The following is a 15,033-nucleotide window of genomic DNA, read 5'->3' as shown; positions in this document are numbered from 1 at the left end:
CGGCGGTCGGCCGCGCTGGATTCAGGACGCCGGTCAGTCTAGTGCTTCGCGGCCGGTGCTACCGCCCCGGTGCGGGGTGATCGGGTCCGGGCATGTCGGAGATCACCCTGTGATGCGTGCCGCGGCCAGTTTTCCGGACAGCAGCACGGTCGGCACGCCGACGCCGGGAACGGTTCCCGAGCCTGCCAGGACCACGTTTTCGCGCCCGCGCACCAGGTTCCGGGTACGGAACGGGCCGGTTTGCCGGAACAGGTGTGCGGCGGAGAACGGGGTGCCCGCGAGCATGCCCTGGCGGGCCCAGGTGCGTGGGGTGTCGATGTGGTCGACGGTGAACGCGGTCGAAATGCCTTGGTAGCCGCGGGCTTCCAGGGTCTCCAGGAGTTCGCGCAGGTAGTAGGGGGTGAGGCGGTCCCAGTCCAGCGGCGCCGCATCCAGATTCGGGCACGGGGCCAGGAGTGAGAAAGGTTCGTAGCGCCGGGTCTCACCCAACCGACCGGTCGCGTCGATGTGCGGTTCGGTGCGATCGAGGTACAGGTTCGGGTCGGTCAGCGCCGGCCGGGTCAGCAGCAGCGACGGATCGCTCATCAGCTGACCGCGCCCGCGCCGCGCCGCGATCTCGGCGAACGTCCGCGTCCACTCCTGCCCGAAGTCGATGGTGTGATGCGCCTGCACGGGCCAGCTCGCCGCCACGTCCGCGGGCACGGTGCCGTGTGCGACCACCGCCGACGGTGAGGCGCGCAACCAGCGGCGTCGGCGCAGCCCGAAGCGGGCGAGCGAGCCGATATCGGCGGTTACCACCACGGCATCGCAGGGCAGGGCGCGCCCGTCGGCGGTGTGCACGGCGGTCGCCCGCTTGCCCTCGTAATTGATCCCGGCGACTTCGGCGTTCAGCTCGAGCGTGCCTCCGGCCTCGGTGAACGCCTTCGCCATGGCCTCGGCGATGGCCCGCATGCCGCCCTCGGGGTACGAAACCCCCAGGCAGGTGTCCATATACGGGATAGCTCCGTAAACAGCGAGCGCCTGATCCGGCGAGGTCCCCGCGAACAATGCCTGGAAACTGAACAGCCGGGCGAGCTGCTCATCGCCCATGATCTTCCGCACCCGCGGCCCGAGCCGTCCGAACCCGCCCAGCCGCACCAGCTTCAGCAGCGCCCGCCGCTTCTCCGGAATCCGCACCATGTCCAGGGGCGAATCGAAATTGGTGTCCATGAACTGCCCGAACTCGGCCTCGTACACCCCGCCCAGCCAGCCCCGCAGTCGCCGATACCGTTGCGCCGCACCGGAACCCCGCACCCGCTCCACCTCGGCCGCCATGGCCTTCGGATCCGAGTAGACCCCGACATCGCTCCCGTCGGCGAACCGCGCCCGATACGCGGGCTCCATCTCGATGATCCGCAACCCCACGCTCTCCCGGGTCTGCCCGACCGCGCCCAGCGCCTCGTCGATCAGCTGCGGAACAGTCAGAATCGTCGCCCCGGAGTCGATCTCGTAATCCGGCCCCCGGTACCGCCCGACCCGGCCGCCCGGATGATCCGCGCGCTCGAGCACGGTAACCCGCCGTCCCGCTCCGATCAGATGCAGCGCGGCAGCCAGCCCCGACAGTCCGGCCCCGACGACCACGACCCGATCAGTCGCTCCCGCAACCGTTTTCATCACGCGCCCGCTCTCCCGCCCCTACCGGAGCCGTCATCCGTCTCACGCGCCCGTCACGCGCTCGCCGCCCTGCCCGCACCTGTCCGGCCGCACACCATTCGCATGCGCGAACCGAGTCCGGTGGTCAGCGTGCCGGGACCGGCGAGCGGGACGGACCCGGTCATCGCCCGGCGGCTGTCGCTGTGCGAGCCTGCCGCAGCGGACAATTCGCCTGGTGGCTGGACCGTATCAGTGCACCGCGCGGGCGCGATCAGGAGGCCCGCGCGGTCGTGATCAGTGCGCCCTAACGGTCGTGGTCAGTAGGCCCGCGCGGTGGCGGCGAGGGCCATGGCGCGCAGCTGCTGCTTTGCGTCGGTGGTGGCGGTGCTGGCGTCCAGGGCCGTCAGGGCCTGTTCGGTGAGGCCGGTGATGCGCTGCTCGACGGCGTCGGCCGCGCCCAGTTCGGTGAGGACGGCGCGCAGTTCGGTGACCTGCTCGGGCGTCACGTCGGTGCCCAGGCTGGTGCGGATCAGCGTGGCGGCGGCCGGGTTCGAGTGGTCGGCGCGCTGGAGGGCCTCGGCGATGAGGACCGTGCGCTTGCCTTCGCGCAGATCGTCGCCGGACGGTTTCCCGGTCACAGCGGGATCGCCGAAGACGCCCAGCAGGTCGTCGCGGAGCTGGAAGGCAATGCCGATATCGGTGCCGAATTCGCGATAGGCGGCGATCAGGTCGGCGTCGGCGCCGGCCAGGGCCGCGCCCATGTGCAGCGGACGTTCGATGGTGTAGGCGGCGGTCTTGTACCGGTTGATGCGCAGTGCCGCCGCCACGGTCTCGTCGCCGCTGACCTCGCCGTAGATGTCGAGCAGCTGCCCGCCCAGCACCTCGGTGCGCATGCCCGCCCACACGGGGGCGAAGCGGGCGGCGGCCGCGGCGGGCAGGCCCGCGTCGCGGACCATATCGTCGGCCCAGGCCAGCGCCAGATCGCCGATCAGGATGGCGACGCTCTCGCCGTAGTGAGCGGAATCACCCGCCCAGCTCCGATTCCGGTGCCGCTCTTCGTAATCCACGTGCACGGTCGGGAAGCCGCGCCGGGTGCGCGAGGAATCGATGATGTCGTCGTGGATGAGCGCGCACGCCTGCACCAGCTCCAGCGCGGAGCAGGCGGTCAGCACGGCATCGGCCTCCGGCTCCGCCGCATCGCGGCCCGCGCCCAGCCAGCCGGTCCACGCGAAGGCCGGGCGGGTGCGCTTGCCGCCGCGCAGCACGAAGTCCCGCAGCGCCGCGGCGGCGTCCACGAACACGGGTCCGAGCGGTTCCACGAGCTCGGCGCGGGTCGCGAAGAACCCCTCGAGTCGTTCCTCCACGGCGGCGACGACTGCGCCCGCACCGACCGGATTGCGGGTCGGAGTACCAGGTCCGGCGGACAGAGGAACCTCCTGTGGTGTGGCCGCGCTCCCCGCGCGACGCCGAAAAATCCCCGCCGCCGACTGTACCGAGCGCCCGGTCGCCCCACGGAATCGGTCGGCCGGGAGCGCACGGCCCGGCGATCCGCCCGCCGTAGCGCCCGATTCCCCGGGTCCGAGCGGGAATTCCAGGTCGCGCGCGCACCCGGGGAGCGGCGCGGCGCGGCTTCCGGCCCGGGGCCCGCGTGGAGCGCGCTTGCCGCCCCTTAAAATGGCCGGGTGAGTTTCGACAATGTACGGGGATATTCGACCCCTGGCCGAGTTTCCCGCACACCGCAAGTGTCCGGAACTCGCTCCGTGGTGCAGCAGCTGGGCCCGCGGCCCGATGGGTCGGTTCCGTTCTCGGTCGAGTTCAATCCGCCGCGTGACGCGGCCGGTGAGGCTCGGTTGTGGCGGGCGGCGCGGGAGTTCGAGCGGCTGCATCCGGCGTTCGTGTCGATGACCTACGGTGCGGGCGGTTCCACCCGCGATCGCACCATCCGGGTGACCGGGCAGCTGGCGCGCGAGACCACGCTGCTGACGGTGGCGCATCTGACCGCCGTGGATCACAGTGTCGCCGAACTGCGTTCGATCGTCGGCGCGTACGCGGATTCCGGCATCCGGAATCTGCTGGTGCTGCGCGGCGATCCGCCGGGCGATCCGCTGGGGGAGTGGGTGCGGCATCCCGAAGGCGTCGAGTACGCCGACGAACTGGTGCGCATGGTGCGCGACCTCGGCGACTTCCATGTCGGCGTGGCCTCGTTCCCGCAGGGGCATCCGCGCTCCACCAGCCTCGAGCACGACACCGCGCACCTGACCGCGAAACTGCGTGCGGGCGCGGAGTACTCGATCACGCAGATGTTCTTCGACGTCGATCACTACCTGCGCCTGCGCGATCGGGTGGTCAAGCACGATCCGGTCGAGGGCGACAAGCCGATCATTCCCGAGCTGATGCCGATCACCTCGCTGCGCACCGTGCAGCGCGCGGTCGAACTGTCGGGCCGCGAACTGCCGGCGGCGGTGCTGGAACGGTTGCAGAAGGCCGCCGGCGACGGGCCGGAGGAGGATCGCGCCGCGGTGCGCGCCGCCGGTATCGAGATCGCCACCGAGATGGCGCAGCGGCTCATCGACGAGGGCGCGCCGTGCCTGCACTTCATCACCCTGAATTTCGCCAAGGCCACCAGCGAAGTGCTGGCGAACCTCGGTTACACCGTGTCGGCGGCTCCCGCCTCGGCCTGATTCCAGTGCGCACGCCGGGGTTCCGCACCCCGGCGTGCCGAGTGGAATGCCGGGATTTCGCTGGTAGGCGGAGTACCGTCGCCCTCGGACCATGATTTCGAGGGGAGCAAGCGAATGCCTGTGAGGACCGATCTCATCCGTTTCGCGGGCGTACTCGGTGCCTGCGCCCTGCTCACCGCCACCGGTCCGGCAACCGCCGCGCCATCGGGTGAGACCCAAGCCATCGCCCCCGGAGCCGGCCAATTCGCCGCCCCCGCAACCGGTACCGCAGAGGCCGCCGCCATGCTCGCTGCGATCAATCGCGCCAACCAGGCCGCCGCGCCCTCCGACTGGTTCTCCGCCTACGGGCAGACCCTCGACGGTCTCCAGGCTCTGGGCGTCGAACCGTTCCTCTACCCGACCGCCTCCCCGTTCTGCCTGGGCGGCACCGTGCTCGGTCTCGCGCCCGCCGTCGCCGGCGCCATCCCCGGGCCATGGCCGCGCTACGCGGTCTCCATCCCCGGGCTCGACCTGTCCGCGGTCAAGGCGGGCCAGACCATGTACGCCTTCGTCCCCTACGGCCTCAACGCCGACGGCGCGGATACCTCGGGCATGCAGGTCATCTGGCTCAACCTGACCACCGGCCGGGGCGGCGCGGCGCCCATGGGCTCGCTGGCCCAGGTCGTCAGCGGCATGATCCCGCCCCAGGTGCCCAGCGAACTGCGCCCGGTCGTCGAACAGGCCGTCAGCGATTTCTTCACCAGCGCCCTCCCGCGCGGCGGCGTGCGCGCCGTACCGGTCGACACCGGCTCGGGCACGGTCCTGGCGACCATGTTCGGCGTGGTCCGCAACGGCCAGAGCTCCTGCTTCTTCTTCCCGACGGTGGGAATCACCCCCGTTCCCTGAATCCGTTCGGACCCAACGGGTCTCGGCGGTCCAGCGGGGATACTTGGTCGGTGGCCTGGTGAGCGTGGGGGAGAAGTGGCCCGGTTCGCCGACGTGGGTGTTCTGCCTGGTTCACCGATCGGTGGGGAGAGCTCGGCCTTTCCAGGACAGCGCACGGTCGCGGTGCGCGCGATGGGAGCGCGCCGACAGGCGTGCGTATGCCGCGATCGACACCGGATGTGCCAGCGCCGCAACCATATCGGCGCGCGTAATAGGCCCGCCGTTCTCGGTGGAGCGCGCGAGGAGCCGCCCAGCCACGCCCGCCGCATATCCCAGCGCCCCGATCCGCCGAACCCTGCCGCGTCCGCCCAGCGCGGCGATCGGCGGCACCCAATAGGCGAGCGCGGCGAACACACCGACAGCCAGACTGCCCACCGGACCGCCGTAAGCCGACCACAGCCAGCGCGTATACCCGGCCTCGACTTCGCCTGCGCCCCGGTACATCCGGGTCGCCGCGACCCGCCCGCCACCGACCAGCACGGTCCGCCGCCCCGCCCGCCGCAGCTCCCGGGCGATCGCCAGATCCTCGGTCACCTCACCGGCCACCGCCGCATGTCCGCCGATCGCACGATAAGCCTCGGCATCGAACACCAGGAACTGCCCGCACGCCACCGCCATCGACGGCCGCAGACTCCGATTCCCCACCGCCACCGGCAAAGTCGATGCCCACGACCAAGCCAGCAGCGGCTGTACCAGCCACTCGGCAATCGACCCGGCCCGCTGCCGTGGCCACGGACAGACCAGCGCCGCCCCCGACCGCCGCAGCTCACCGACCGCCGCCGCCAGCGCCCGTGGCGTCAATCGCACATCGGCATCCAGGAATACGAGCGTGCCTGCGTCGCAACCGGATTCGTGCCGATTTGTGCCGGTCTCCCGGTCGCGCTGGGTTTTCGCGAAGGCGGCAGGCTCCTCGGGGCGATCGATGGGATCATCCGTTCCACCCGGCCCGCCGCCGTCCGCCCGCGATTTGCTCCGATCGCGAGGGGGCGGTGAGGCCCCGGCCAGGGCGGCCAGGAGATCGCACGCGGCGGTCTTGCCGTTCCAGCCCGCCGGCGGCTCGGTTTCGTTGCGTACCAGGGTGAATCGGGAGTCGCGGCTGATTGCGGCGGCGGCCGCGGCGTGAGTGCCGTCGATGGACGCGTCGTCGAGGACTATGACGCGAAGGTGCGGAAGTCCTTGCTGGGCAAGCAGATCAGCAATCAGCGCGGGGAGGCGGTCGGCCTCGTCGCGAGCCGGCACGCAGACGGTGACCGGTTCGGTCACCGTTTCGGCGTGATCGCGGAGCTGCCGCATGGTGAGGCGATTGCCCAGGGCGGCAACGGCTCCGGCGACGGCGAGGCCGGTGCCCGCCCGCACCAGGCGGGCGGCGATCATTCGCGGGTGTCGGTGAAGGTCTTGTCGGGGCGGATCCAGCGGGCGGCGCGGACGTAGGCCGGCGGGTCGGGGTTGCGGCTCATGTAGGCGAGGACGGCGACCACGGCGGCCACGGCCAGGGTGATGCCGCCGACGATGCCCGCCCAGCCCGCGAAGGAGCGCGTATTCGGGTCGGAGTAGCCGACTTCGGCGTTCAGGTTGGTGACCTCGCCGGCGGGCAGCTTCCACGTCACCACGGAATCGCCCTCGCGGGTGCCGTTGGTGGTGGCCACGCGGGCCGGGAAGGCGATGGTGAACTGGACGTCGGAACCGCGCGGCGGCAGGCTCTTGAGATCGACGCGGCCGGTCAGCGTGACCAGGTCGCCGGAGCGGCTGAACTGCAGGGTGAACATGCCCTGGGTCTGGTCGGACAGGCTGCCCAGCTGCTGCACCTCACCGAAGGTGAGATCGTCGAAATAGACCTGGCTGCCGACGTACCCGTCCTGGGAGTAGGAGTCCACGCGCACCTTGGACGAGAGCGCGTCGGGCGCTTTCAGCTGCGGGCCCTTGTCCTGGTTGTTCTGCGGCACGGCCGCGGCGATGATGCGCCCGGACACCCGGTCGTTGGACGACACGCCCATCGAGACCTGTACGCGCAGGCACCCGGTCAGCATTACCGCCAGCGCCGCGAAAAGTACGGCCGCCGCGACCCGCACCCAACGGCGCGGTCGCCGCACAACCGGCGCGGATTCGAGCGTTTCCCCTGCGATGGCGATGATCGGACTCGGCTGCACGGCTCACATCGTGCCATGACCCCCGGGCCCCAGCGTGATTCGACGGGCGCGTAACGCGCGAACCAGCGGAAACCCGAGCGCGCCGAGCCCGAGAAACCCGTAGATCGCCGACACCGGCAGCCCCAGGAACACCGCGTGCGCCAGCGCCGACCCCAGCCAAGTCCACCCGAACACCGCGACCGGAACGACACGCGCGACCCCGCTATCGGGCGCGGTCCGATCCCACAGCTGCAGCAGCCCCGCCATCACCGCCGCCACGCCCAGCCAGCCCACATAGTTCGTCACCGGAATATCCGGCAACCCCGGCAGCCCCGCGACACTCGAGCACCACGTCCACTGCCCATCGGCCACCATCTGCGGATCCAGGAACAGATCCCACCCCACCGCCCCCACCGCCGTCATCGAAACCCGCTGCCACGCGCGGGGATACAACATCCCGGCCACGATCCACACCGGATACAACCCACCGGTCCAAGCCAGCGGCACGATCAACGGCACCCCGGCCAGCTCCGGCCCGATCCGCCCGCTCGCATAGTCATAGCAACCGAACGGCACACCACTCGCCGTCCCGATCATCTCGGCGACGAACCCGACCCCCGACACGATCACCAGAAACCCGGCCGCCCACAGCGCCCCGCGCGTGAGCGCCGCGTGCGTCAGCGCCGTAGCGGCCGAAAGCAGGACCACTGCCACGGTCACCCCATCGCGGGCGGAGCCGTGCGTGAGCGGATAACTGATTTGCACCAGCACCAGCAACACCGCTGGCAACGCCGCGATTGCAGTCGGCCTGCTCAACATGACGCCAGCCCTGGACCACCCGAGCACCTCTGTTCTTGTCCGCCGCGCGCTCCTGCCGTCGGAACGCCCCGGCAGTCCGGCGAATCCGCCGTCGCCCAGCTCGGAGGGTTCAGGTTGTTCACCGGCGCAGGAAGCTTGGTCGGCGTGAGCGCAGGTCGCGTTCGACGAGCCGGGCGACGCTGCGGCCGCTCGCGCCGGAGACGCCGCCGCCGGGATGGGTCGACGCGCCGGTCAGGTACAGGCCCGGTGCACCCGGGACGCGGTGCCCGGCCATTTCCGGCAGCGGTCGCCACATGAACATCTGGTCTATGGACATCTCGACGTGCATGACATTGCCGCCGATCAATCCCATCTCGCGTTCCAGGTCTGCGGGGGTCTGGACGAAGCGGTCGAGCACGGCGCCGGCGAATCCCGGTGCGTGGGCGTCTACTTCGGCGATGATGCGGTCGCCCTCGTGGTCGGCGTGTGCAACCCACGAGCTACCGTCGGCGAGTTCGTAGGGATGCCATTGGGCCCACAGGGAGAGTTGATGTTGCCCGGGCGGGGCGAGGGTGGGGTCCAGGGCGCTGAAGCTCATGGCCAGCACCACCGGGCGCGGCGGCAGATCGCCGGCCATGGCCGCGCCGTGTGCCCGCCGCAGCTGGCGCCGGTCGCTCACCAGGAGTTGCAGACCGTGCGCCGACTCTTCGGGTTTCGCGCCCGGATACTGCGGCAGCGCGCTGGTCGCCGCCCGCACCACCATGCCGATGCCCGGCCCGACGCGGATCCGCCGCCGCCAGTCCGCGATCGTGCCCGCGTCGAATCCGCCCTGCTCCAACAACTCCAGCGTGGTCAGGATGTGACTGCCCGCGATCACGGTGTCCGCGTGCAGGTTCCGCCCGCTCGCGGTGCGCACCCGCCAGCCGTTTCCGGCGCGTGCGACGGAAATCACGGCGTCACCGGGGCTTACGGTTCCGCCATCACTCCGCAAACGCGCCACCAGGGCTTCGCTCAACGCGCCGCTGCCGCCGACCGCGCGCCCGGGCGGCAGCGTGTGCATGAGCGCCGCGAACCCCACCATGGGCGCGGACCCGGGTTCGGACATGGGCGGGCCGGACTGCGCGCCGAACCAGGCCAGCGCCGCCTTCAGCCGCTCGCTGTCGAAAAGGCTGTCCAGCAGCGCGTCCCCGGTCTGCATCATCTCCCGCGAGAGCGCGTTCCCGCTGCCGCGCCCGGTCGCGCCCGCCGCCTCCCGCGCGTCCAGCCCCCAGAACGACCGCAGCAGGTTCCCGCCGGTCGGCGCGCCCCCGAACGCCCGCATCACCCGCGCGCTCCGCTCGCCCCACACCTTCACGAACCGCCGGTACGCCACCGCATCCCGCTCTCCGCAGGCCGCGGCGATGGACGCGCACGTGCGGTCCACGTCCCGGTGGAACACGATCGGCGGCAGGTCGGCGCCCGGCGGCGCGGGCGCGAAAGCCCAAGGATCACAGTCGATATACCGCAGCCCGAACCGCGCGAGCTCCAGCTCCTCGATGATCCCCGTGTGCCGCACCATGATGTGCGCCGACGACCCGCGATCCACCCGATGCCCCGGGAACCGCTCCACCGTCGACACGGCTCCACCGAGCACCGTGTCCCGCTCGAGTACCTCGACCGCATGCCCCGCCCGGGCGAGATAGCACGCCGCGACCAGCGCATTGTGCCCCGAGCCGATGATCACCACGCTCATGCGACGACCTCGCGGCGTCGGATTCCCTGCACTGCGCATCCCTTTCGTCCCGCGCTCGAAGCGGCAACCGCCACGCGCTGTGTAGTGAGTCCTCGGGGCCGGTCGTGTCGAAGCGGCGCCCCGGCTCCGACCGGCGTCCTGCCGTCTCGATCGGGCGATCCGGTGGCCGTGGTGATCTCCCGGTGCGGCGGGACGCCGTTCGCCGCCGCTGGACGTGACCGCCGCGAAGCGCCGCCCGGCATTCGCCGCATCACAGCGGCAGCTGGCGTCCGAGTACCGCGAAGCGGCGGGTGTCGCCGGAGAAGATGAAGTGGCGCACGATATCGCCGAAACCCTGGCGGCGGTACAGCTTCCAGGCCCGATTGGCTTCCTGGTCCACCTCGGGGGTGGAGAGCAGGACCATGCGCTCGGGGCGGTTCTGCAGCAGCCGGGTGAGCAGGATCTCGCCGATGCCGCGGCCCTGGGCGCTGGGGTGCACGTGCAGTTCGGTGAGCTCGAAGTAGTCCGAAAGCAGGTCGCGCGCCGCGTGTTCGGGCCAGCCGGTGCGGCGCATCCCGCTGTAGACCTGCTGATGCCACCACTGGTGCGGCGCGCCGCGATACCCGTAGGCGATGGCCACGATGGGCGCGGTGCGCAGGTCGAGACGGCCGTCGTCGTCGGGGAGCAGCGCCGCCACGGCCTGCCAGCCGGGCCGCGTGGTGTGCTCGGTCCACATGGGCGCGCGCTGGTGTTCGGTGCCGCGCGGGTAGTCCATGGCCGCGACGTAGACCGACAGGGCGTCGTGCAGCCGGGCGCGCAGGGTCGCGGCCGAGAGATCGACGACGACGGGTGCGGGCGTGGTGTTCGGAGTGACTGCGGTCATCGGTTGGGCGCGGCTCTCGTTCGCGGCGGGCGGATGGATCCGACAGTAGCCCGGATGCGGGCCGTGGAACTTGTCGGTGGGTCTCTCTATATTCAATCCCAAGTGAAACCTTCGAATACTTGTTCGATCTTCATCGCCTGTGCTGGGGAATCGGGACGCCGTCCCGGACCCGGCGGGGGAATACCGGTGAGGTCCGGACGGGTAGACGAGTGGGGAGGTACCGATGACCGGCAAAACCGAACGCCCGCCGCATTCCGGCCGGGCCGGAGATCTGTTGCGCAAGGCCGACAACCTGCTCATACAGTCGGCGGGGGAGAAGGACCCGGCCGAGCGCTTCCGCACCGCGTACCTCGCCGCCCTCCGCGGCGCCGGCGCGGTCCTGGCTCTCACCGGCGCGGATCGCGCACCCCGGGCCCGATCCCGCAATGCCTGGGTGCTGATGCAGCGTGCCGCACCGGAATTCACCATGTGGGCGGACTACTTCACCGGGCAGTCCGAAACCCGGGCCGCGCTGGAGGCCGGCCTGCCCCGGCCGGTCGATGATCGGCGCGCCGACGAGTTCGCTTCGCGGGTAGGCGCATTCCTGCACGACGTGGAAGATCTGCTGGCCGCGGCGGCCCGGCAACGTCCCAGCACGGGGTGGGTCGCGGGAATGCTGGCCTGAGTATCGGCGAGTAGGTGGTAGCGCTCTGATCGAACTCGTATTATTGGTGGCAGACAGCCGCCAAGGTCGGCTATCCGTCGCCTACCCGGAGGCGACAGCCACTACCTAGTGCCGGGGGAGGTACCGTGCCACTCTCCGAGCACGAGCAGCGCATGCTCGAACAGATCGAGAGCGCGCTCTATGCTGAGGATCCGAAGTTCGCCTCGACCGTTCGGGGCGGACGGTTACGTTCTGCCACGGGACGACGCAGACTCCAAGCGGCGGCTTTGTTCGCCCTCGGGCTGTTTCTGTTGGTGGCGGGCATTGCCGCTCCGTTCAAGCCGGGCGGTTTCCCGATCATCAGTTTGATCGGTTTCGCTGTGATGTTCGGCGCGGGCGTGCTGTTGCTGATCGGTGGCCCCCGGATGTCTTCCGGTGGCGGCCGCGGCACGGACGCCGTTCCGGGCGCGAGCAGCGGTCCGGGCGCCCAGCGCGCCAAGCCGAAGAAGCAGGGCGGCTTCTCCTCCCGTATGGAGGATCGTTTCCGCCGCAGATTCGAACAGGACAACTGAACCGGTCGGTCGTGCAGCCCTTTTCGGGGCGACGCACGGGCCAGGGTTGCTCCAATAACTGAAGACAGCGCGACACGCCGTGACGCCACACCGATTTGAGGTGTGGCGTCACGGCGTTTCCTGTAGGTCGCCGAACGGCGTGTCGCCCCCTTTCCGCTTCTCCCCACCACCCCCCACACGCATCCCCCACCCCGCCCCACGGCCGCCGGATATGCGCGCTATCTGCGGGTTTGCTGGCAGTTCCCGGGGCCCCGCCGGCGCGCGTCGCGCGTGTCGGGGGAACTGCGGCGAAAGTTCCCCACCCTCGTGATAGCTGGTGTGACCTGCGAAGTTCGCCAAGCGGGGACCGAGATCACCGCCGCTTTCGATTGAAAGTGGGGGAAAGTGGGGTAATGTGGAGCGCGCACTACAGGAGGCCGAACAGTCGAGAGGGTGATCCGGTAGGAGGTGTCGAGGCTTGTTTCTCGGTACCTATACCCCTCGGTTGGACGACAAAGGGCGACTGACGTTGCCTGCGAAGTTTCGCGACGAGCTGGCGGGAGGGTTGATGGTCACGAAGGGACAGGACCACAGCCTTGCCGTTTACCCGAAGGACGAGTTCACCGCCTTGGCGCGGCGAGCCGCCGCGGCGTCGAGAAGCAATCCGCAGGCCCGTGCGTTCGTCCGGGCGCTGGCGGCTTCCACCGATGAGCAGCGTCCCGATGCTCAAGGCCGTATCACGTTGTCGATCGAGCACCGCCGCTACGCGAACCTGACCAAGGACTGCGTGGTCATCGGCTCGGTCGACTTCCTCGAAATTTGGGACAAGACGGCGTGGGATTCCTACCTCGCCGAGCACGAGGAGGACTACTCGCAGGCCAGAGACGAGTCGCTGGGCGGGATCTTCTAGCCCGCAGCGAGGCGAGTGCCCTGCGGCCTCTGCCCGACACCGACCCTGACGTACTTCCCCAACGCCAGGTGCGGTGCTTCGGTCAGAGACCACGGGGCATTGGCCACCGCAGAGTCAGAATCGCAAGCGACCCGCCACGGCGGCCGTGCGACGTACGTGAGGCAGGAAATCCGGGAGGTCGAGGTGCACCGAAGCAGTGACGGCCCCCGCCATGTTCCGGTTCTCCTCCATCGCGCAGACGAAATCCTCGGTCCCGCACTGGAATCCGTCGACGGCGCGGTCTATGTGGACTGCACGCTCGGGCTCGGCGGTCATGCCGAGTACTTTCTGCGGACCTATCCGAACATTCGTCTCGTCGGACTCGATCGCGACACCAATGCGTTGAAGCTGGCCGGTGAACGACTACAACCGTTCGCGGACCGGATCACCCTGGTGCACACCACCTATGACGGCATCGCCGGCGCGCTGGAACAGGCCGGGCTGTCCGCCAAAGGTTCGGTGCGCGGCATTCTGATGGACCTGGGTGTCTCCTCCATGCAGCTCGACGAGGCCGATCGCGGATTCGCCTATTCGATCGACGCGCCCCTGGATATGCGCATGGACGCCACCACCGGTCCCACCGCCGCGGATGTGCTCAACAACTACAGCCACGGTGACCTGGCCCGGGTGCTGAAAATCTATGGCGAGGAACGCTTCGCGGGGAAAATCGCCTCCGAGGTGCTGCGCCGCCGCCAGCGCACGCCCTTCACCACCAGCGCGCAACTGGTGGAACTGCTCTACGACACCATCCCCGCCGCCGCCCGCCGCACCGGCGGGCATCCGGCCAAGCGCACCTTCCAGGCGCTGCGGGTCGAGGTGAACCGGGAGCTGGAATCGCTGGAGGCGGCCATGCCCGCGGCGCTGGACGCGCTCGCGCCGGGCGGCCGCATCGTGATCATGAGCTACCAGTCCCTCGAGGATCGGGTGGTCAAGTCGGAGCTGGCGAAGCGTTCGGTCTCGCGCACGCCGCTGGACCTGCCCGTCGAACTTCCCGGCATGGGACCGGAATTCAAGATTCTGACCCGGGGCGCGGAGAAGGCCACCGAGCAGGAGATCGAGGAGAACCCGCGGGCCGCTCCGGTGCGCATGCGGGCCGCGGAACGCATCGCAGGGGAGGACGCGCAGTGAGGTTCCGGACGCGAGTTCGTTTGCGGGAGGGGATCTTCCTCCGGTACACCGGCGCGCAGGCGGCCGGGACCGATCGGGCCAGGGGGAGCGGGGGCGCTGTTCCCTCCGGGATCGGGGCCGCCCTATGACGATCCGGACGCAGGCGGCGGGCCGGGGGGCTCGCCGGGTGCAAGCGGCGGACCGGGTGAAATCCGGTGCGGCGCAGCGGGCTTACGCCAAGCGCAAGAACCGTGCGGGCCGTACCGAACTGCCGCCCATGCTGCGGCGCACCGGGGATCCGATGCCGCGCGGGCGCATGTACTTCGTGGCGACCATCATCGCCCTGCTCGGTTGCGGGCTGGCCATGACGCTGCTGCTCACCACCCGCGCCACCGAGGACAGCTATCAGCTCGGCGCCGCGCGCCGGCACAATACCCAGCTCGCCGATGAGAAGGCCGCGCTCCAGCGTGAGGTGGAAGCCGCCGACTCCGCGCCCGAATTGGCCCAGCGCGCCGCCGAACTCGGCATGATCCCGGCCAAGGATCCCGCGCGCCTGGTGATCGGCCCCGACGGCCAGGTCATCGTGGTCGGCACCCCGACGCCCGCCCAGGGCTCCCCGGCCGCACCTCTGAACACCACCCCGTCCGCGCCCTCGACCGCACCGAAACTGTCGCAGGCACAAGGGGAGCGTGTGGTCCCGGTGACCACCACCCCGAACGCACCCACCACCCCCGCCGCTCCCGCCGCCCCGCAAAACCTTGCCGGACAGCAGAACCCGGCCGGGCAGAATGCCGGAACCCGGAATCCCGCCGCCCAGAACGCGGGCGCGCAGAACACGGGTGGCCAGAACCCCGGTCCGCAGAACGCCGGTGTGCAGAACCAGGCCGGGCAGACGCCCGGCACGCAGAACGCGGCGGCGCAGGTTCCCGGTGCGCAGAACGGGGCCGGGCAGAACGCCGGCGCACCCGACACAGGCACCCAGAACCCGGCCGTGCAGGCCGCGCCGGGAGCAGGTCGGTGAGCCCGTC

General features: G+C 70.3%; 14 protein-coding genes. 7 read left to right on the top strand and 7 right to left on the bottom strand.

The features are described 5' to 3' along the window. Nucleotides 1-102: 102 nt before the first annotated feature. Both crtI and NY1_RS23755 read right to left on the bottom strand, forming a co-directional pair. Complete coding sequence (crtI, locus tag NY1_RS23760; RefSeq protein ID WP_067717403.1) at nt 103-1,653, bottom strand: phytoene desaturase family protein; 1,551 nt, start codon at nt 1,651-1,653, stop codon at nt 103-105. 296 nt (nt 1,654-1,949) lie between these two features. Then, on the bottom strand, nt 1,950-3,059 hold the full coding sequence (locus tag NY1_RS23755) for a polyprenyl synthetase family protein (RefSeq protein WP_067717768.1): 1,110 nt from the start codon (nt 3,057-3,059) through the stop codon (nt 1,950-1,952). A 255-nt stretch (nt 3,060-3,314) separates the two neighbouring features. On the opposite strand from NY1_RS23755, the gene NY1_RS23750 reads away from it, so the two are divergent. Beyond that, complete coding sequence (locus tag NY1_RS23750) at nt 3,315-4,313, top strand: methylenetetrahydrofolate reductase (protein ID WP_084535278.1); 999 nt, start codon at nt 3,315-3,317, stop codon at nt 4,311-4,313. A 114-nt stretch (nt 4,314-4,427) separates the two neighbouring features. Continuing rightward, nucleotides 4,428-5,198, top strand: a complete 771-nt coding sequence (locus NY1_RS23745) for a hypothetical protein (RefSeq protein ID WP_067717400.1) — start codon at nt 4,428-4,430, stop codon at nt 5,196-5,198. Between the two features lie 111 nt (nt 5,199-5,309). On the opposite strand, the gene NY1_RS23740 is transcribed toward NY1_RS23745, so the two are convergent. From NY1_RS23740 to NY1_RS23720, 5 genes are all read right to left on the bottom strand, one after another. Further along, nucleotides 5,310-6,611 carry a glycosyltransferase family 2 protein gene (locus NY1_RS23740; RefSeq protein WP_157762448.1) on the bottom strand — a complete coding sequence of 434 codons (1,302 nt, stop codon included), beginning with the start codon at nt 6,609-6,611 and terminating at the stop codon, nt 5,310-5,312. Beyond that, a complete protein-coding gene (locus tag NY1_RS23735) occupies nt 6,608-7,384 on the bottom strand; it encodes an LppM family (lipo)protein (RefSeq protein ID WP_408639301.1) in 777 nt (258 codons plus the stop codon). The genes NY1_RS23740 and NY1_RS23735 overlap by 4 nt, the downstream gene beginning before the upstream one ends. A 3-nt stretch (nt 7,385-7,387) precedes the next feature. After that, nucleotides 7,388-8,182, bottom strand: coding sequence for a carotenoid biosynthesis protein (locus NY1_RS23730; RefSeq protein ID WP_067717760.1), 795 nt, complete (start codon nt 8,180-8,182; stop codon nt 7,388-7,390). Nucleotides 8,183-8,300: 118 nt separating this feature from the next. Beyond that, nucleotides 8,301-9,893 carry a phytoene desaturase family protein gene (locus NY1_RS23725; protein WP_067717398.1) on the bottom strand — a complete coding sequence of 531 codons (1,593 nt, stop codon included), beginning with the start codon at nt 9,891-9,893 and terminating at the stop codon, nt 8,301-8,303. A 250-nt stretch (nt 9,894-10,143) separates the two neighbouring features. Continuing rightward, the gene (locus NY1_RS23720; protein WP_067717396.1) at nt 10,144-10,755 is read right to left on the bottom strand and encodes a GNAT family N-acetyltransferase; all 612 of its coding nucleotides are present in this window, start codon (nt 10,753-10,755) and stop codon (nt 10,144-10,146) included. Between the two features lie 223 nt (nt 10,756-10,978). Between NY1_RS23720 and NY1_RS23715 the strand changes: the two genes are divergently transcribed. The 5 genes from NY1_RS23715 to ftsL all read left to right on the top strand — a co-directional run bounded on the left by NY1_RS23715 (nt 10,979) and on the right by ftsL (nt 15,026). Then, nucleotides 10,979-11,419, top strand: a complete 441-nt coding sequence (locus NY1_RS23715; RefSeq protein WP_067717393.1) for an SAV_6107 family HEPN domain-containing protein — start codon at nt 10,979-10,981, stop codon at nt 11,417-11,419. A gap of 125 nt (nt 11,420-11,544) precedes the next feature. Next, the gene (locus NY1_RS23710; protein WP_067717391.1) at nt 11,545-11,970 is read left to right on the top strand and encodes an SCO2097 family morphological protein; all 426 of its coding nucleotides are present in this window, start codon (nt 11,545-11,547) and stop codon (nt 11,968-11,970) included. A gap of 457 nt (nt 11,971-12,427) precedes the next feature. Further along, nucleotides 12,428-12,859 carry a division/cell wall cluster transcriptional repressor MraZ gene (gene mraZ / locus NY1_RS23705; protein WP_067717389.1) on the top strand — a complete coding sequence of 144 codons (432 nt, stop codon included), beginning with the start codon at nt 12,428-12,430 and terminating at the stop codon, nt 12,857-12,859. A 168-nt stretch (nt 12,860-13,027) separates the two neighbouring features. Continuing rightward, nucleotides 13,028-14,026, top strand: a complete 999-nt coding sequence (rsmH, locus tag NY1_RS23700) for a 16S rRNA (cytosine(1402)-N(4))-methyltransferase RsmH (RefSeq protein WP_332909606.1) — start codon at nt 13,028-13,030, stop codon at nt 14,024-14,026. 124 nt (nt 14,027-14,150) lie between these two features. Then, on the top strand, nt 14,151-15,026 hold the full coding sequence (gene ftsL / locus NY1_RS23695) for a cell division protein FtsL (protein WP_233434447.1): 876 nt from the start codon (nt 14,151-14,153) through the stop codon (nt 15,024-15,026). Nucleotides 15,027-15,033 lie beyond the last annotated feature (7 nt).

The sequence above is a fragment of the Nocardia yamanashiensis NBRC 100130 genome, from assembly GCF_001613325.1.
GTDB classification, from domain to species: domain Bacteria; phylum Actinomycetota; class Actinomycetes; order Mycobacteriales; family Mycobacteriaceae; genus Nocardia; species Nocardia yamanashiensis.
This window is presented reverse-complemented; position numbering and strand designations above follow the sequence as displayed.